This window comes from Metabacillus sp. 22489 (assembly GCF_052044855.1).
In the GTDB taxonomy this organism is placed as follows: Bacteria; Bacillota; Bacilli; order Bacillales; family Bacillaceae; genus Metabacillus; species Metabacillus niabensis.
This window is the reverse complement of the sequence record NZ_JBQENT010000014.1, coordinates 33,273-50,783: the sequence shown is the minus strand read 5'-3', so window position 1 is coordinate 50,783 and position 17,511 is coordinate 33,273. Positions and strand designations below refer to the sequence as shown.

Sequence of the window (17,511 nt, the reverse complement as noted above, 5' to 3'; positions counted from 1 at the left end):
CATATTCATGGATGAGATAACGTTCTTAAAAAGAAAAGCAGTTGAAATTCGCATGGATTTATTAACAATGATATATAATGCACGAACCGGTCATACTGGTGGTTCTTTATCAAATACTGATATTTTAACAGTTTTATATTATAAGATTATGAATATTGATCCGAGCAATCCTAACTGGGATGAACGAGATCGTTATGTTCAAAGCAAAGGGCATTCTGTAGAATCTTTATGGGCAATTTTAGCAGATAAAGGCTTTTTTCCAAAAGAAGAATTAAAGACCTTCTCACAATTTGGTTCAAGATTAATTGGTCATCCAAATAATAAAGTTCCGGGGATTGAAATGAATACTGGGGCTCTAGGACATGGACTGCCAATTTCGGTGGGGATGGCATTAGCGGCAAAAATGGACGGGAAATCATATAAAGTATATACACTTATGGGTGATGGAGAGCAAGCTGAAGGCTCAGTATGGGAAGGAGCAATGGCAGCTGCGCAATATAAACTTGATAATTTAATCGCAATTATTGACCGTAATAAATTGCAAATTACAGGAAGTACCGAAGATGTAATGGCTTTAGAACCATTACCAGACAAATGGAGAAGTTTTGGCTGGGAAGTAATTGAAGTTGATGGTCATGATGTTGAGCAACTAGTAGATGTATTTTCACACACTCCTAGTGTAGAAGGGAAACCTACAATGGTTATTGCCAATACAGTAAAGGGAAAAGGAATCTCCTTTGCAGAAAATGTAGGCGCATGGCATCATCATGTACCTACAAAAGAAGAATACGACTTAGCAATGGAAGAACTTTCGAAACAACTGGAGGTCCTAGTATGAAAAATATCGCTTTAAGGCCTACTAAAGGAAATAAAATTGCAAATCGTCAAGCCATTAGCAAAACATTGTTGGAATTGGGTAGAAAGAATCGAGATTTATTAGTATTAACAAGTGATTCAAGAGGATCAGCATCTATGATTAATTTTGGAGAAGAACTTCCAGAACAAATCGTAGAGGTTGGAATTGCCGAACAAAACATCGTAGGGATAGCTTCAGGCTTAGCGCATTCAGGTAAAAAGCCATTTGTAGCTTCACCAGCTTGTTTCTTAAGCATGAGAAGTATTGAACAAATTAAGGTGGATATCGCGTATTCTCAAACAAATGTTAAATTAATTGGAATAAGTGGTGGTGTTAGTTATGGAGCACTTGGAATGTCACACCACTCTGTACAAGATTTAGCAGTTACAAGAGCGATACCTGGGTTAGATGTCATGATGCCGGCTGATCGACATGAAGCCAAAAAAATGATTGAAGCATTAGTTGATTATGAGCGTCCTGTTTACGTTCGGATTGGGCGAAATCCAGTAGAAGATTCATACCTATCAGAAGACTATAAATTTGAAATTGGTAAGGCAGTAACAATGAATGAAGGAAACGATATAACGATCATTGCAGCTGGTGAAACGGTGCGCGTTGCTCTTGATACTGCTGACGCACTTATGTCTGAAGGTATTAGTTGTCGAGTCATCAATATGCACACGATCAAGCCGTTAGACGAGAAGGCGATTATTAAGGCAGCTAAAGAAACAGGTAGAATTATTACGATTGAAGAACATAGTGTCTATGGCGGACTAGGTTCAGCTGTTTCAGAAGTCATTTCACAAAATTATCCGGTTCCTGTTAAAATTCTCGGCATCCCGGATGAGCCAGCTATAACAGGAAATTCAAAGGAAGTTTTTAACTATTATGGGTTAAGCGTAAATAATGTATCAAATCTTGCAAAACAAATGATTGACAATTAAGGTGGTGCTTATATGAATGAGAGTTATATTCTTACAATAGATCAAAGCACCTCTGGTACAAAAGCGATTGTAGTTGACAAGAAAGGTACTATTATTTCAAATAAGACAGCGCTTCACAAACAATTATATCCTCAATCGGGTTGGGTAGAGCATGACCCGATTGAAATCTATGAAAATGTAAAAAGAGTGATAAATGAAACAATTGAATCAAAAACCTTTTTGAAGAATAATTTGAAGGCACTTACATTAACAAATCAGCGAGAGACTGTTGTGGTGTGGGATAAAAAGACTGGTAAGCCAGTCTACAACGCAATTGTATGGCAGTGTCGAAGAACAACTGAAATGTGTAAAATTTTGAATGCTAAAGGATATGGTGATAAGGTCAGAGAGAAAACAGGCTTACCAATTGACCCATATTTCTCCGCCACAAAGGTAAAATGGATGCTTGATAATGTACCAGAAGCAAGAGAAAGAGCAGAAAAGGGAGATTTATTGCTAGGAACAATCGATAGCTGGTTAATTTGGAAGCTAACTGAAGGTGAAGTCCATGCAACTGATGTTACAAATGCTAGTCGAACACTTCTTTTTAATATCCATAGTTTATGTTGGGATGAGGAATTACTAGAAATCTTTAATATTCCTAAGCTAATGCTACCAAAAGTAAAATTTTCAGATGAATTATATGGATTAATTGAAGATAGGAACTTACAGGTTACCAAGCTCCCTATATCTGGTGTTATAGGTGATTCACAAGCGGCACTATTCGGGCAAAAATGCTTTGATAAAGGGATGGCAAAAGCAACTTTTGGTACAGGAACTTCTGTAATGGTATATACAGAAGATTTAGTAGAGGCAAGAGATGGTTTAGTTACATCTATTGCTTGGGGATTAAATGGAAAGGTTCATTTTGCTTTAGAAGGAATCATAAACACAACAGGTGACATCATTAGATGGATGAAGGATGATTTAACCTTATTTAATGAATTCAGTGAAGCTGAAGCTTTAGCAGAAATGCTTGAGGATAATGCTGGGGTTTATTTAGTTCCCGCATTCGTTGGATTAGGTGCACCGTATTGGAGCCCAAATACTAGAGCGGGAATCATAGGCATGAGTAGAAGTACAAAAAAATCTCACATTGTGAGAGCCGGGCTAGAAAGCATTGTGTATCAAGTGAAAGATATTATCGAACTGTTCCAAGAAAAAAATCAAATATCTGTAGTGGAGTTAAAAGTAGATGGGGGTGCAACAACAAATAATTTCTTAATGAGGTTTCTATCTGATTTAGTAAATATGAAGGTAATGGTTTCTGACATAGCTGAATTATCTGCATTAGGATCTGCTTTTATTGGCGGACTTGGAACAGGTATGTGGGTTTCTGTTGAAGAGATTAGCATGTTAAATAGTGAGATACAAATATTTGAACCGAAAATGAGTGAAGAAAAAAGAGCACAGCTTTATATAGAATGGAAAAACGCTATTCATTCACTATTAATCTAATATAGTGAAGTGTTTATTGATAGGCTTGATAAAATATAAGTCTTTAAAGAAAATGTAAGCGCATTAGTTAATGCTGGCATTTATTCTATATAAGGTGGTGAATAGTTCATTTCTTTTAATACTTATCTTAATTAACAATAAATGGGTTGAATGATCGAATTAAAAATAAGATTGGGGGATTGAATTATGAGTTACGAAAGGCTAGCTAAACAAATCATCCAAGAAGTTGGTGGTAAAGAAAATATTAATAGTGTAATCCACTGTGTAACACGTCTAAGATTTAAGCTTAAAAATGAATCACTTGCGAATAAGGAAACGATAAAAAATTTAGATGGAGTCATGACTGTCGTGATTAGTGGAGGACAATTCCAGGTTGTTATCGGGGAGCATGTCTCTAAAGTTTTTGCTGAAGTAACGAAATTAATTGGAAAAGCAACTGAGGATGTTGATACAGAAGAAACTACTGAGAAAGGAAGTATATTTAGTAGATTTGTTTCATTGATATCAGGTATATTTATGCCGGTTATGGGAGTAATGGCTGCTGCTGGTATACTAAAAGGATTTCTAGTTGCCTTGACAGTTCTTGGTTGGATGTCAGAGGAAATGGGAGTATATAAAATTTTATTTGTTGCCTCAGATGGGTTCTTTTATTTTATGCCGATTCTATTAGGATTCTCTGCTGGTAAGACATTTAAAACGAATTCATATATTACCGCTACAGTCGGAGCAGCACTTGTATATCCTACAATGGTTGAAATGTACAATGCTGGTGAAGCGTTATCCTTTCTTCAAATTCCAGTAGTCTTAATGAACTATACGCAATCTGTTGTGCCGATTATTCTTGCAGCATTCTTTGTTGCAAAATTAGAGAAAGTCTTACTAAAAATCATACCGAAATCTCTTCAGTTAATTTTTGTTTCTTTGATCATTTTAGTTATAGTTGTTCCACTTTCGTTCATTGTAATAGGGCCTATATCTGTATACGCAAGTCAACTATTAGCAGATGGAGCAATGGCGTTGTACTCGTTAAGTCCAGTTATTACAGGCTTGTTCCTTGCAGGAGTTTGGCAAATTGCTGTAATGTTTGGTCTTCATTGGGCATTCATACCAATTATGATTAATAATATTACAACAATTGGTTTTGATCCAATTAATGGTTTACTATATTGTACAGTTTTTGCTCAAACAGGTGCAGCTTTAGCAGTTGCCTTAAAGACAAAACAAACAAAATTAAAGTCATTATCTACAACGGCTTCAATATCTGGTTTTTTAGGGATTACAGAACCTGCCATCTATGGAGTTAACTTACCACTTAAACGTCCGTTTATTATGGCGTGTATCGGTGGTGGACTAGGTGGTGCAGTTGCAGGATTCTTTAGTGCTAAAATGTATGGCGGATTTGCATCAGGTGGGGTATTTGGAATCCCGATGTTTATTGACCCAGAAGGTCTTTCAGCACAATTCTATGGATTTGCTTTATCACTTCTTATATCTCTCGCGACAGCATTTGTTCTTACTTTACTATTTGGCTATACTAAGGAAATAGCTGAAAAACAAGTAGAGAAAAAGTCTGCATAACCAATTTTAGAAATCGCTTACAAATATGAATTAGTAAAATAATTTAGTAGTTTTAAGGAATTGTAATGATATCGAGAGAAAATAGTTCTATAAACTATTTTCTCTACGATATGAAAAGGGAGGGTATATTCTTGATAAAAATAAGAATATCAGAAAATAAAAAGCAATTTGAAACGGAAAAAGGAGACCGCTTCTTTTATTTAGCTGATACAGTTTGGAGTGCATTCACTAATGCCACATTAGAAGAGTGGGAGTCTTACCTTGACTATAGAAAAATGCAGGGCTTTAATGTCCTCCAAATAAATATCCTGCAGCAATGGGACGCAAGTGAAACAGATTTGAATATAAAACCATTTAATTATAAGGAAGATGGTTCCTTCAATTTCTATGAGCGAAACGATGCTTATTTCGATCGTGCTGAAAAGATGATAGCGATGGCGGTAGAAAAGGGATTTGTGCCTGCGCTTGTTCTATTGTGGTGTAATTATGTTCCTGATACATGGGGATCAGAGATAAATGATGTAAATAATATGCCATTTGAATTAGTAGAGGAATATGTCAAATATGTCAATGAAAGATTTTCTAAGTATCATCCTATTTATCTTGTAAGTGGAGATACAGATTTTCCAACTAAACGGTCAATTGAATATTATCTATTAGCATTAAACACTATTAAAGAATTAAGTCCCCATTGCGTAACTAGTCTACACATTAGAGGAAGATTAATGGAAATTCCTAATGATTTTTTGTATAGTGACAAATTAGATTTTTATATGTTTCAATCTGGACACAATATACAATTTCAAAATATGTCCTACAAGCTTGCGGAAGAATTTAGTAACAAACCAGTAAAAAGACCTTCCCTTAATTCAGAGCCATGCTATGAGCAAATTGGGTATAGTAGGAATTTATATGGTCGATTTAACCAATTTGATGTTAGAAAAGCTGCATGGCAAAGCTTACTAGCTGGTGCAAGTGCTGGTATTACGTATGGAGCTCATGGCATATGGAGTTGGCATAAAAAAGGAAAAGGGTTTGGATTAATTGGAGAGGCATTTGACAAACCTTATGATTGGAAGGATGCAATAAAGTTTGAGGGTGCTTGGGATTATTCCTTTGCTAAGAAAATTTTCTCATTATATAACCTTGATGACTTACAACCAATTGATGTTGTGCTAAAAAATACAGAAGAGATTAGGGCGGCAATAAGCAATGATTCATCCAAGATTGTTATATATGTTCCAGTTAACACAGTGCTACGATTAAATAGACTTTTTGAAAATTATGAATTCACTATTATAGATTTAAAGAAAAGGCGTTTTGCTGAAGCAAATGTATCGTTTGAAGAGAAACATACAGTTATTGATATGCATTTGTTTGATTCAGATGTATTAATCATTGGAGAGAAAAGACTTTGAGCTCATAGCTCATAACCATCTATCTTATTTTCAGTTGGAGAAGAAGAAAAACCTGTTTTTCCATCTTCTCCATTCAAATTCTTGGCTTAAATTGAAGTGATAATAAAAGGAGAAATGATAATGATAGATAAGATATTTAAGAGTAAAAAGGAAATTGTTAAAGAACAAATTTATGCTCCTCTTTCTGGTGAATTAATACCACTAGAAAATGTTCCTGATCCGGTGTTTGCAGGAAAAATGATGGGTGAAGGTGTAGCTATTATCCCAGAGGAAGGTATGCTTGTATCTCCTGTGGAAGGTGAAGTCATTCAAGTTTTTCATACAAAACACGCGATTGGAATTAGATCTATTTCTGGCTTAGAAATCCTCATACATATTGGCTTAGAGACAGTGGAATTGAATGGCGAGGGATTTGACGTACAAATTGCCAAAGGACAAAAAGTCAAAGTAGGAGATCCTTTAGTGAATTTTGATATTTCATTTCTAAAGAGTGAAAATAAGGAAATTGTTACACCGATCATTATTACGAATTATTCTGATAAGGTAGATGGCATAGTACAGGTTAAGAACGGTGTAATTTCTAAAGAAGACATGCTGTTTATGTGCAATATTAAATAATGCTAAATGAATTAGGCGAGTAGTGTTTTTTTCAGAGAACTAGTTAACTAGATGGAGTTAAAGCTGCAAAGTGGTTTTAATATTAGTTCTGATGTTCTCCATGGAAATAAAAAGAGAAATAAATTCTAAAACAAGCAGGTCTTATTTTTGAAATCGATTAAGAAAAATATAATTAGCCAAACTTTCTTCAGTTGTTGAACTACAGTCAAAAAATTATTTATACGTTTATTCTACGTATAAATGACAACGTATACAAAACAGTAGAAGATTAGTAGCTGTAAAATTTAAGGTATTCGGTATTAATTAAAATGGTTATCTAGCAAAATTTCCAATTACATTCGTTTATTAGTGGTAGATAAGTATACTATATAATTATTTACAACTTTTAAAATAATTCTAGGTGAAGGGAGTGTAATTTCTTCTATCAATGTAAGAGTGTTCATTTTATCGTTTTAAAATGCTGAAAAAAAGTTGGTAGATTAGAGGAGGTAGTATACCGTGTTAAAGATGAAAGAAATGTTTCTTCTTGTTTTAGTCATAGCTGTTACATTTTCCTTTGTTATTAGTGCTTCTGCAAAAGAGAAAAAAGAAACGTACAGAACAGTGATTGAAGTCCAAGACTTTGGTCCAGTAATTACTAAGGTAATAGTTGAGTTAGGTATACCAGTTCCACAAGGTGCAGTGACAGAGGATACTTTTAATGTACATGTTAAAAAGGTTGATCCTAGGGTTCCTGTGGGTGGATGGGGAGCATATGTAGAAGGTGACCGTACTGTAACAAAAGCTTATGTTTCTGACAAAGATGGTAAGCAAATTAAAAATGGTAAGGGGAAATTTGTTGTATTAGAAATGGAAATTGGACCTAATGATTTATTAGGTTCAACTGTAAATTATGACCAAGCATCAGGTCATAATGATTGGGTTGATTATGACTATACGATCACTCAAGTAGAAGATATCAAAGTTCATCCTGGAAAGGGTGGAACAATTTCTAATTTAGTCATTGACACATTTGGAGGAGAAACTAGAGTCCTTATAGATGAGTTCTCTACTGGTAAAGCAACTTACGGGGATGTTACATTATCTTATGCTGATTTCAAACCCTCAAAAGACAAAGGTAAAAACCCATTAATTATATGGTTGCATGGTGGTGGAGAGGGTGGTACTGATCCTACAATTGCAATAGGTGCTAATAAAGCTGTTGCTTTCGCTTCTAAAGAAGTACAAGAAATCTATGGCGGTGCGTATGTTTTAGCTCCGCAAGCACCAACTTATTGGATGCAGGGGGAAACTGGAACTGCTGACGGTACTTCTATTTATAGTCATGCTCTAATGGAATTAATTAAAGACTACGTAGCAAATAACCCTGATATCGATCCGAATAGAATTTATATCGGTGGTGCTTCAAATGGTGGTTATATGACAATGCTAATGATTCGAGATAATCCTGGATATTTTGCAGCTGCATTTCCAGTGTGTGAAGGTTTAAATGATACATTGCTGACAGATGAGGATATTCTAAATATGATGAATACCTCTATATGGTTTGTTCATGCCAAAAATGATACCGTTTTAAATCCTGAGGTAAACACGATTCCAACATATAACCGTTTGATTGAAGCTGGGGCAAAAGAAGTATATTTATCATTATTTGAAGATGTGCATGATACTTCAGGGCTATATAAAAATGCTAATGGCGATCCGCATCAATATGATGGTCACTGGTCTTGGATATATGTTTTCAATAACGAGCCTATCATAACTATTAATGGTGAGAAAACATCTATTATGGAATGGATGGCTGCACAGTCAAATTAATTTGTGAAGTGAAGTGATAAAAGAACTGCTCCCTTTTTAAGGACGGGCAGTTTCTTTTATTCGATAACAAGCAATAAGTATATAATTGATGTAACTGCCATTTTGGTCTTAAAATGGTATCTGTAACACCAAAGATTTTTCTTTCGTTGCATCATTGTAATATCTGCAAATTTTGTTAAAAAGCGATCATATATCGATGATAAAACACCAAACACAAAAACAGAAGACTGAAAAAGCTCTTCTGTTTTTTCTAGATTAGCAATTATTTTTTTGCCAAACTCATCTCCGCACACATCAATATAAAAGCTCCAGCTCCATGAAGGTCATTTTCACTAGTAGGACGGGCAATATAATGAGCATAATCACCAATCCCTGTACCGATGCAAATATTGCCGATGAGTACGTTTCCATTTTCATCAAACTTCAACGTATCAATTACACCTTGATATCCCTTCCAAGCATATTCCATATATTTGCTATCCAAATAACCCATACGAACAGCTTTCGCAATGGCTTGAACAAACAGAGAAGAGCAAGAGTTTTCTAGCCAATTATCAGACAGATGACCTTTGTCTACCACTTGATACCATAAGCCTGTTTCGGGATCTTGGTAGTTTGTTATGGCAATGAGCAGGTCTTGAAGGATCGCAACTAGCTTTTTCTTATCCTTATGGTCTTCAGGAAGGTGATCAAACATTTCCAACAGAGCAACAGGGTACCAACCGATTGCACGACCCCAGAACTCAGGAGCTGTTCCCGAAATAGGGTCTGCCCAATGCGCTGCTTTCGTTTCATCCCAGCCATGATAAAGCAAGCCTGTTTCTCGGTCCTTCGTATACTTCTCCATGAGAATCGCTTGATAGGCCATCATATCAAAATAGTCACTTTCCCCGAAAGTCTTCCCAAACTGGACAGCAATCGGACCAGCCATATATAATCCGTCCAGCCACATTTGATTAGGGTAATGCCCCTTGTGCCAAAAGCCACCTGATGGATTAGTTGGCCATGATTTTAATAGCGGAACAAGGTTGTGCAAAGCTTTATTATATCGTTCATCACCTGTTATCTCATAAAGCGTGTAAAGAAGGACGCCAGGCTGGATGTCATCAAGTTCATCTGTTTTGCATTTTGGGACACTACCGTCTGCAAGAATATGGCTGTCTACCCAGCTTTTGATATAGTTGAAATAATGCTCCTTTTGAGTAAGCCTCCAAACCTTCTCCATACCAGATAGAAATACCCCCTGATGATAGTGAAATCGCTCCGGTGGAAGCTGCTCAGGCTGAAATTTGGCCATTATCGTTTCGCAGGCTTTCTCAGCCCATTGGATAGGGAGCAGTGTCTCAGTTGATGGTTTATAGGTATTAGACTTTGGAAAATTCATCATAAAATCCCTCCTACTCGGTTTACATCTAGGTTAGCACAGGAATATGTACATTTTTTGCGGAATTATCTAAAACCTTCTTATATTTTGCAGGAAATGAAATAGAACGCGTCTAATAATAGTAGTAAAAAGCGAGGAGGTTCAAGATGAAAGAACTTCTATTTAAAAACGCAGAAGAGACATTCATCGTCTCACATCGGAAAGCGCTAAGCCACAATATGCCAGAAAATCATTTTCATAGTACGTTTGAAATATTTTACTTAATCTCAGGTAAACGGGAATTTTTTATTAAGGATAGGACGTTAGTGATTAACGAAGGGGATATCGTCATTATTTCACCAAATATCCTGCATCGGACAACCAATACAGAAATGCCAAAGCATGAGCGGCTTATTGTTAATATACATGAGACCTGTATGTCTGTTGGGAATCCTTCCTATAGGAAAATCCTTCAACCGTTGTTCGAACGAGATTACATCATTGTTAGGTGTCATTTGCAAGAGCGCCTTAAAATTGAAACACTATCACAGTCGATAATACAGGAGATAGACGAGAAAAGACCGGGCTTTGAAATGTACGCGCAAACGTTAGTACTCCAGCTAGTCATTATTTGCTGTCGGCATATGCAGAAAAATAACATAGAGGCATTAGAATATCCGAGTCCCATGCATGAAAGAATTTCGGAGGTTGTCCGCTATATCAACAACAACTATATGCACGATCTTTCGCTTCAATTCGTCGCTGAGAAATTTTACGTTAGTCCATACTATTTAAGTCGATTTTTTAAAGAAGCAACAGGCTTTACATTTGTAGAATACTTGAACAGCGTTAGAATTAAAGAAGCGAAAAAGCTGTTGGAACACTCCTCGATGAAGGTCAATTTGATTTATAAGAAGGTAGGATTCGGTAGTATTACACATTTCGGTAGGGTGTTTAAGGCAGTTACTGGTTATGCTCCGTTACATTATAGAAAAAGGAAGTGATAGATTTAGAATACCTTCTTAGATTTTTATGAGTAATAGACTAAATTTACAATTTAGTAGTGATTCTTCTTTTTCCACCCTCGTCAACATAAGTCTGAATATTTTCCATCTGCCGTGGTAAATCCCTCCTAAATGAGTAATGACCATTCCCTAAAATCTCCCTTTATACCCTGTTAACAAAAGTGTTAATGATGTATATTTTTATTAAAGAATATTTATGAAATTGCAAACATTTAAAATTTAAAAGGGGATACAAACATGAGTAATGTTAACCAGTATGAATTAGGGAAAAAGCTTTATCAGGACTGGAGAATGAAAGTGGACGAGAATAACAGCTATCAAGAAGTAAGGCAGCTAAAAAGAGAGCAGATGAATCTACAAGAATTAAAGCAAGGCTTTATTGATGAAAGATGTACTTGTCTGAATAAAAGGGCTGAATTTGAAGATATTGAATGCTTTTATAGAGCTTTAGATGAGATAGGAACGAATGAAAAATAGTGTAAGTGGATATATACATAAACATATCTTCTCTAGCAACAAACGATATAACATCTACAAATGCCTCTTCCTTTCTTTTTCTCCTAATTCAATATATCCTTAAGATACAGAAACAATTGGAGGACAGCACCATGAAAAAGGTATACGCAGATGTCATTCAATTTCGTAACACACATTACGATTTTGGCTACATGCAGGGAGAATTAATAAAAGATTCAATACTACTAAAAAATCGAGAAAGACAATGGCTTGTTCGGAAGCCTCTTTTTCGAATTGATAAAGAAGAAACTGAACAGGTTTTTAAAAAATTAGCACCAAATATTTGGGAGGAATTTATCGGCTTACAGGATGCGTTAAAGTGGCCAATAGAAAGGGTTTTACAAGAATTTGGTGGTTATCGAGTGAATATTAATCCTTCTGGTTGCTCAATTTACGTTGGTGACGATTATATGATTCGCAATTATGATTATCATCCGAAAACCTATGATGGACGCTTCGTGCTATTTCAACCTACAGATGGAGGGTTCTCCAAGCTATATGGCAGCTGGGCAGGAACGATCCATACTACCGCTTATTTTCCGAAGGACCTTGAAGCATGGATTGTACTCGGTGGCGATCAGGAGCCAGCTAAATTCAGCTTTTCCAGCTGGTTAAAAGGAGAAGACCTTTCGCTTAAAACGATTGAAGGGGACATTGATACAGATATTCCTTTTGCCCATATGGAAAGAGCGGATTGGTTTAAATAATAAGGACTCATAAAAGTATATAAATGCACAATTACGCTCCTGAGTGAAAATGCTCGGAGCGTTTCTTTTATATGATCCTCTACCAATTAACTTTTCACTAAATTTCACCTTCGTCATTCCAGTAAAATACGATTCCTCAAAAAATTAGCTAATCTTTTCCTTTTGACTATAGCTGAGATATAGTGAAAGAAAAAGGATGAAAAATAGATTGGTAAATACAAACTTGTAAGAACTTAGGAGTGGTGACAATTGGCAAATACATATTGTCCTATATGTAAAGAAGAAAATGGGTGCATGCTAGGTAGTGAAGAAAACGGTAGTTGTTGGTGTAATCTTGAAACCTTCCCAAAGGAAATCTTCGAATTGGTTCCGTTGGAAAGTAAAGGAAAACAATGTATCTGTAAAAAATGTTTGCAAGACTTTAAAATAAAGAGCAACAAATGAAAAAGAACAATGGTTAACAATATATATTTGATGCGAGTTAAGGGTGAATGATGCGAGTCTTGACGTAAAGTAGTGCTTTTGGATAAAGAGAGATTGTTGCGATTCCTGTTTAAGATTTTAGAAAAATTGCTCATTCGGTTTATCGTTCGGAAGAGGATTGATAACCAATGCCACAATTGTTAACAAAAAATGTAGCAAACCATTGATAGACTTTCCTAAACCCCTTATATATAGTTAACGATATAAGGAGTTGGAAATATGATTGGTATGAATATTCGTATTTTACGAAAGAGGAATAAAATGAGTCAGGAGCAGTTGGCAGAAAAGGTAAATGTCTCACGTCAAACGGTAGCAAAATGGGAAAACGATGAGGCGATACCTGATCTTTATAAAAGTAAACAATTAGCAGAAATCTTTCAAATCTCATTGGACCAATTATCAGGAGGTTTGAGTGAGGAAGAGGTTGAAAATTTAGCTCCAAAGGGGAAACAGTTTTTCGGAGTTGTAAAAGTTGGGGAGCGGGGACAGATTGTCATTCCAAAGCAAGCTCGGGACATGTATCACATCCAAGCAGGTGATAAGCTTGTTGTTTTAGGCGAAGATGTAACAAAAGGGATTGCCATTCTTAAAACAGATAGCTTTTTAGAGTTTGCCGATATGATTCGGAAAGCTGAACTGGCGGAAGAGGAAGCAGAATGAGGAAAATTGTGTTCTTTTCAATCCCAGCGCACGGACATACAAATCCGACTATACCAGTTGTTTCCGAATTAGTAAGGCGAGGACATGAAGTGTGGTACTATTCGTTTGATGAATTTAAAGAAAAAATAGAGGCAGCGGGAGCAAAATTTATCTCCTGTGACAAGTACTTACCACCAATTTCTGAGGAGGAATTGGAACGCAAGGCTGGAAAGGATTTTGCCGCACTTATTGAAATGGTTGTTGATACGACAATTGCCTTAGATGATAAGGTTTGTTCAGAGTTAAGAGATTTTCAGCCAGATTGCATAGTTTCAGATTCAGTCTGCTTTTGGGGAAAGTTATTTGCTGAAAAGCTAGGAAAAAACTATATTTGTTCAACAACGACGTTTGCGTTTAATCAGCATACGGCTAAGCTAATGAAACGAAGCTTTAAAGAACTGATAAAAATGATGACAGGGATGCCGCGAATTAACAAAAAAATTCAGGAGCTACGAGCACACGGCTATAAAGTAGATAATTTTATTTCAATTATACAAAACGATAATGAAACAGACACGATTGTCTATACATCAAAACAATTCCAACCGATGGCCGAAACGTTTTCTGACAAATATGCCTTCGTAGGACCATCGATTCGTAAGCCAAGTGAAAAAGTCAATAAAGAAAAAAATCAAAAGCTTATCTATATTTCATTAGGGACAGTCCTAAATCAAAATAAGGATTTTTACCAAAATTGTCTTAAAGCATTTACTGACAGCCATTATAATATTGTAATGTCTGTTGGGGAAAAAACAGACATCACTTCTTTTGGACGCATACCTGATAACTTTACAATAAAAAAATCAGTAGACCAGATTGCCATCCTGCAAATTGCAGATGCATTTATTACCCATTGCGGAATGAATAGTGTGAATGAAAGTTTGTATCACGGAGTGCCAATGGTTCTATATCCATTGCATAGCGAACAAAGGGTAGTCGCAAACCGCGCTGCTGAACTAGGTGCGGGCGTTAAACTAAAAGGAAGCAAGCCGAAACAGATAGTAAAGGCAGTGACTGAGCTGCTAGGTGAGAAGAAATACTATGAAAATGCGATAATGCTGTCTGAAAGCCTCCGAAAAGCAGGGGGCGCAGTTGAAGCTGCAAATTGTATAGTGGCTAAAATTTCCGATAAGGAATAATAAATAATTTACATTATGCTTTATTTGAAAATGTAAATAAAGATGTGGATTGTAAATGATAATAGGGTGATACAATGTGGCAAGAAAAGCTTACTGAAATAAAAGAGGAAGAAAAAATAGTTGGTGCAGAACTAAATGGAGCAGCTAGTGACGAAGATATAGAAAAATTCAAAAAGAAAGTGAATGAAAAATTAAACGTTGAATTACCTCTGGAATATATTCGTTTTTTGCAAGTGATTAATGGTCTAGAATTTAATGGCTACACGATTTATGGAATTGATCAGGAATTAGTAGAAAAAAAGCCGAAAAATAAAATAGACGGTTTCATTGATTCAAATCAGGTGTGGCATGAAGTTGAACATCAAAAGCAATATTTGTTTTTCGGTGATGGCAGTTTAAGTTGGTATGTCCTTGATAAAGAAATGAAACGATATAAATTAATTGCTAAACCTGAAGGAGATGAATTAGAGGATTTTAACGGCTTTGATGAAATGATTGAACGAATAATGTCAGACGCATTACAATAGTGAAGTTGCCTTAATATCATAGAATAGTAGTGTTAAAAGTGGTGGATGCATTCTTAATTTTGTTTTAGCGAAAAACTGTTTTTAAAGATCCTAATATAGGTAAGAAATCATTTCCTATATTAGGATCTTTGCTTTTAGTTTTCGCCAGCTACCAAATGAAAAAATTGCTTACTTATTCATTAATGTCATAGACTAATAGATCAAATAGTTTATTATCAACATAAAGCAGGATTGCCCATTCGCCTGGCTTTGGTATTTTAACAGAAGAAGGAATGTGTGCATCAGCTCCATTCTGTTTTGCCCCGAGACTAGTGGTCCAACCATCTGTCAGAATTTGATGTACAGTTTCTGTTTCTTTATGGTATCCGACTACGGTTATGGTGGACTTACTAGGGTCATCTACTCCCCAAAGATGCCACATCCATTTCTGGCCATCTAAGCTCGGCGTATCTGCACCAATTACACCCGATTTTCCTTCATTTCCAATTATTCCATTTACAAGCATAGTAGCTTTTTTATCCCAATCAATTTTCTTGAAATCACTTTCTTGAACATATTCAGGTACATCATCGGGAATAGTGACTTTCTTAAACTTAGTTTCACTTGCATCATTTGACTGACAAGCTGCTAATAAAAGCAATAGACTGCAAATTATAAATAGACATTTTGTTTTCATATTAGCCAACTCCTAAATCATTTGGAATGTACTTGTTTTTTCATAATTTAAATAAAATACGTAGAGTTTTTACCAGAAAAAGACGACAAACATCAGCATTAGAATAAACACGAACAAACTTCGAATCTTGCTTATCCTCCATATAACGACCATTGTTACTAGACCTCCAATAAGCAAAAAAAACATTGCCAATTATTCTAACGAAATCATTCGATCCTATAGCGACAAGGTGTGTGATAAATACCCCTAAAAGAGTAAAACCAACTGTAAAAATTAGTTGTGGATGTTTAAATTCGTTGATGACAGACCTTTTTTCCTCCGCGCTTAACTTTAAATAGGATCTAATAACTAGTAACCCAGGTATCCCCCACATAAAGAGAATGGGCACAAGATAATCGTAAATAATGATACCAACCCCCTTGTATCCATTATATGGTATTTCTTTTTGTGAAAATAGTAACTTTTAACAGATTTATAGGAATGTAAAAGTAAAAACTGATTGTAATAGATTTGCAGTTTTGTCATAATTTACTCTATAAAGTGAAAATAGAGGTGAACTCATGCGAAATAAACCGCAAATCTTTTTACCGAAGCAACTAATCAAATACAACGATATTATCCAAAAAACAGTCGTTCCTTATATTCGGATAAATGGAGAAATGAGAAAAACAGGAGTCTATGAGAGCAAATTTGGAGGCACACCATATTTTCCAAAGGATATGGAATACCCTTTAGACTATAACAACAAGCCAATGAAACTAATGGCTCAACTCAATTTTGCGGAAATTCCTCATTTGGATCCTTATCCAGAAAAGGGCATTTTGCAGTTTTTTGTCACTGCATATGATGATTTAATGGGGCTTGATTTTGATCGTAAGGTTGATGGGGATACATATAAAGTAATTTACCACGAGGAAATTTTACCGGAAGAAATGCTAGTAATTGAGTTTCCAGAAGTGGATGAACAACATGAGGATTTCTGCTTTCCGTTTGAGTCAGAGGTTGGTCTCACTTTTGAAATAGGCTATGAAGCACTAGGTATCGCTGATTTTCGTGCAAATGAACAGCTTAAAGATGTCGATCTCGATGAAATCGTAGATGAAGATGGAACAGAAATGTGGGATATTTTTGCTGAGGAAATTTCAAATGAAGGGCATAAGATTGGCGGATATGCCTTTTTTACACAAACAGATCCACGAGAGTATAGTAGTAATGGAGTAAAAGACTATAGCATTCTCCTCTTGCAAATTGATACAGATGACGAAAATGACATTATGTGGGGAGATTCAGGTGTCGGCAATTTCTTTATTTGTGAAGAGGACTTAAAGAATTTAGACTTTTCAAAGGTATTGTATAATTGGGATTGTCATTAAACGAAATATTTTGGATTTGAATGAAAGATTTAATATTAGACGTGCTAGGATATGTCTAAAAAACATAACCTAGCACTTTTTTATTTTGCCTTGCATACTTTATGGCTATTAAGAAGCCTAATTTCTAACAGTAATTTACTAGGTTTGTCCAAGTTTTTGTCAGCTTTTTAGGAAAAGTAGTTCTTTTTAATGAGGAATGGGAATAATCATGTTTAACAAATTGGTTCCTTGCAGCCACTTAGTTTATCAGTTAACCAAAGTGTAAAACGGAAAA

Annotated in this window: 18 protein-coding genes; 15 read left to right on the top strand and 3 right to left on the bottom strand. The window is 35.6% G+C overall.

The genetic code is table 11. The annotated features are described in order from the left end of the window. The first annotated feature begins 7 nt into the window (after positions 1-7). The 7 genes from ACTJJ9_RS10640 to ACTJJ9_RS10610 all read left to right on the top strand — a co-directional run bounded on the left by ACTJJ9_RS10640 (position 8) and on the right by ACTJJ9_RS10610 (position 8,729). Positions 8-838, top strand: a complete 831-nt coding sequence (locus ACTJJ9_RS10640) for a transketolase (protein ID WP_145582465.1) — start codon at positions 8-10, stop codon at positions 836-838. Next, the gene (locus ACTJJ9_RS10635; RefSeq protein ID WP_145582464.1) at positions 835-1,800 is read left to right on the top strand and encodes a transketolase C-terminal domain-containing protein; all 966 of its coding nucleotides are present in this window, start codon (positions 835-837) and stop codon (positions 1,798-1,800) included. Before ACTJJ9_RS10640 ends, ACTJJ9_RS10635 begins: the two co-directional genes overlap by 4 nt. A gap of 12 nt (positions 1,801-1,812) precedes the next feature. Continuing rightward, a complete protein-coding gene (gene glpK, locus ACTJJ9_RS10630; RefSeq protein WP_145582463.1) occupies positions 1,813-3,297 on the top strand; it encodes a glycerol kinase GlpK in 1,485 nt (494 codons plus the stop codon). 186 nt (positions 3,298-3,483) lie between these two features. Beyond that, a complete protein-coding gene (locus ACTJJ9_RS10625) occupies positions 3,484-4,875 on the top strand; it encodes a PTS transporter subunit EIIC (RefSeq protein ID WP_145582462.1) in 1,392 nt (463 codons plus the stop codon). A gap of 131 nt (positions 4,876-5,006) precedes the next feature. Then, positions 5,007-6,293 carry an apiosidase-like domain-containing protein gene (locus tag ACTJJ9_RS10620; protein ID WP_145582461.1) on the top strand — a complete coding sequence of 429 codons (1,287 nt, stop codon included), beginning with the start codon at positions 5,007-5,009 and terminating at the stop codon, positions 6,291-6,293. Positions 6,294-6,413: 120 nt separating this feature from the next. Continuing rightward, positions 6,414-6,911, top strand: coding sequence for a PTS glucose transporter subunit IIA (locus ACTJJ9_RS10615; RefSeq protein WP_145582460.1), 498 nt, complete (start codon positions 6,414-6,416; stop codon positions 6,909-6,911). A 507-nt stretch (positions 6,912-7,418) separates the two neighbouring features. After that, on the top strand, positions 7,419-8,729 hold the full coding sequence (locus ACTJJ9_RS10610; protein ID WP_145582474.1) for a prolyl oligopeptidase family serine peptidase: 1,311 nt from the start codon (positions 7,419-7,421) through the stop codon (positions 8,727-8,729). A 56-nt stretch (positions 8,730-8,785) separates the two neighbouring features. Here the strand turns inward: ACTJJ9_RS10610 and ACTJJ9_RS10605 are convergent, their stop codons facing one another. Both ACTJJ9_RS10605 and ACTJJ9_RS10600 read right to left on the bottom strand, forming a co-directional pair. Then, positions 8,786-9,022, bottom strand: coding sequence for a hypothetical protein (locus ACTJJ9_RS10605; protein ID WP_145582459.1), 237 nt, complete (start codon positions 9,020-9,022; stop codon positions 8,786-8,788). Beyond that, on the bottom strand, positions 8,992-10,113 hold the full coding sequence (locus tag ACTJJ9_RS10600; protein WP_145582458.1) for a glycoside hydrolase family 88/105 protein: 1,122 nt from the start codon (positions 10,111-10,113) through the stop codon (positions 8,992-8,994). Before ACTJJ9_RS10600 ends, ACTJJ9_RS10605 begins: the two co-directional genes overlap by 31 nt. Positions 10,114-10,259: 146 nt before the next feature. Here ACTJJ9_RS10600 and ACTJJ9_RS10595 point away from each other — a divergent pair, with 146 nt between their 5' ends. From ACTJJ9_RS10595 to ACTJJ9_RS10565, 7 genes are all read left to right on the top strand, one after another. Continuing rightward, complete coding sequence (locus ACTJJ9_RS10595; RefSeq protein WP_095303108.1) at positions 10,260-11,096, top strand: AraC family transcriptional regulator; 837 nt, start codon at positions 10,260-10,262, stop codon at positions 11,094-11,096. Between the two features lie 258 nt (positions 11,097-11,354). Then, positions 11,355-11,594 carry a hypothetical protein gene (locus ACTJJ9_RS10590; protein WP_095303109.1) on the top strand — a complete coding sequence of 80 codons (240 nt, stop codon included), beginning with the start codon at positions 11,355-11,357 and terminating at the stop codon, positions 11,592-11,594. Between the two features lie 131 nt (positions 11,595-11,725). Then, positions 11,726-12,340, top strand: a complete 615-nt coding sequence (locus ACTJJ9_RS10585; RefSeq protein WP_145582457.1) for a C45 family peptidase — start codon at positions 11,726-11,728, stop codon at positions 12,338-12,340. A 249-nt stretch (positions 12,341-12,589) separates the two neighbouring features. Continuing rightward, positions 12,590-12,784 (top strand): cysteine-rich CWC family protein, encoded by a 195-nt coding sequence (locus tag ACTJJ9_RS10580; RefSeq protein ID WP_145582456.1) that lies wholly within the window; start codon positions 12,590-12,592, stop codon positions 12,782-12,784. 258 nt (positions 12,785-13,042) lie between these two features. After that, entirely contained in the window at positions 13,043-13,483 is a 441-nt protein-coding gene (locus ACTJJ9_RS10575; RefSeq protein ID WP_095303112.1) for a helix-turn-helix transcriptional regulator, read from the top strand. Continuing rightward, complete coding sequence (locus ACTJJ9_RS10570; RefSeq protein ID WP_145582455.1) at positions 13,480-14,661, top strand: macrolide family glycosyltransferase; 1,182 nt, start codon at positions 13,480-13,482, stop codon at positions 14,659-14,661. The genes ACTJJ9_RS10575 and ACTJJ9_RS10570 overlap by 4 nt, the downstream gene beginning before the upstream one ends. 74 nt (positions 14,662-14,735) lie before the next feature. After that, positions 14,736-15,188, top strand: a complete 453-nt coding sequence (locus ACTJJ9_RS10565; protein WP_145582454.1) for a YrhA family protein — start codon at positions 14,736-14,738, stop codon at positions 15,186-15,188. 172 nt (positions 15,189-15,360) lie between these two features. On the opposite strand, the gene ACTJJ9_RS10560 is transcribed toward ACTJJ9_RS10565, so the two are convergent. Next, entirely contained in the window at positions 15,361-15,864 is a 504-nt protein-coding gene (locus ACTJJ9_RS10560; RefSeq protein ID WP_145582453.1) for a hypothetical protein, read from the bottom strand. Positions 15,865-16,424: 560 nt separating this feature from the next. On the opposite strand from ACTJJ9_RS10560, the gene ACTJJ9_RS10555 reads away from it, so the two are divergent. After that, the gene (locus tag ACTJJ9_RS10555) at positions 16,425-17,237 is read left to right on the top strand and encodes a YwqG family protein (protein ID WP_145582452.1); all 813 of its coding nucleotides are present in this window, start codon (positions 16,425-16,427) and stop codon (positions 17,235-17,237) included. The last annotated feature ends 274 nt before the right edge of the window (positions 17,238-17,511 follow it).

Bases quoted from the DNA above. Each gene is read 5' to 3' on its own strand.
- ACTJJ9_RS10625 (WP_145582462.1), top strand. From the start codon at position 3,484: ATGAGTTACGAAAGGCTAGCTAAACAAATCATCCAAGAAGTTGGTGGT.
- ACTJJ9_RS10635 (WP_145582464.1), top strand. From the start codon at position 835: ATGAAAAATATCGCTTTAAGGCCTACTAAAGGAAATAAAATTGCAAAT.
- ACTJJ9_RS10600 (WP_145582458.1), bottom strand. From the start codon at position 10,113: ATGAATTTTCCAAAGTCTAATACCTATAAACCATCAACTGAGACACTG.
- ACTJJ9_RS10615 (WP_145582460.1), top strand. From the start codon at position 6,414: ATGATAGATAAGATATTTAAGAGTAAAAAGGAAATTGTTAAAGAACAA.
- ACTJJ9_RS10590 (WP_095303109.1), top strand. From the start codon at position 11,355: ATGAGTAATGTTAACCAGTATGAATTAGGGAAAAAGCTTTATCAGGAC.
- ACTJJ9_RS10640 (WP_145582465.1), top strand. From the start codon at position 8: ATGGATGAGATAACGTTCTTAAAAAGAAAAGCAGTTGAAATTCGCATG.
- ACTJJ9_RS10585 (WP_145582457.1), top strand. From the start codon at position 11,726: ATGAAAAAGGTATACGCAGATGTCATTCAATTTCGTAACACACATTAC.
- ACTJJ9_RS10565 (WP_145582454.1), top strand. From the start codon at position 14,736: ATGTGGCAAGAAAAGCTTACTGAAATAAAAGAGGAAGAAAAAATAGTT.
- glpK (WP_145582463.1), top strand. From the start codon at position 1,813: ATGAATGAGAGTTATATTCTTACAATAGATCAAAGCACCTCTGGTACA.
- ACTJJ9_RS10595 (WP_095303108.1), top strand. From the start codon at position 10,260: ATGAAAGAACTTCTATTTAAAAACGCAGAAGAGACATTCATCGTCTCA.
- ACTJJ9_RS10570 (WP_145582455.1), top strand. From the start codon at position 13,480: ATGAGGAAAATTGTGTTCTTTTCAATCCCAGCGCACGGACATACAAAT.
- ACTJJ9_RS10555 (WP_145582452.1), top strand. From the start codon at position 16,425: ATGCGAAATAAACCGCAAATCTTTTTACCGAAGCAACTAATCAAATAC.
- ACTJJ9_RS10610 (WP_145582474.1), top strand. From the start codon at position 7,419: ATGAAAGAAATGTTTCTTCTTGTTTTAGTCATAGCTGTTACATTTTCC.
- ACTJJ9_RS10575 (WP_095303112.1), top strand. From the start codon at position 13,043: ATGATTGGTATGAATATTCGTATTTTACGAAAGAGGAATAAAATGAGT.
- ACTJJ9_RS10560 (WP_145582453.1), bottom strand. From the start codon at position 15,864: ATGAAAACAAAATGTCTATTTATAATTTGCAGTCTATTGCTTTTATTA.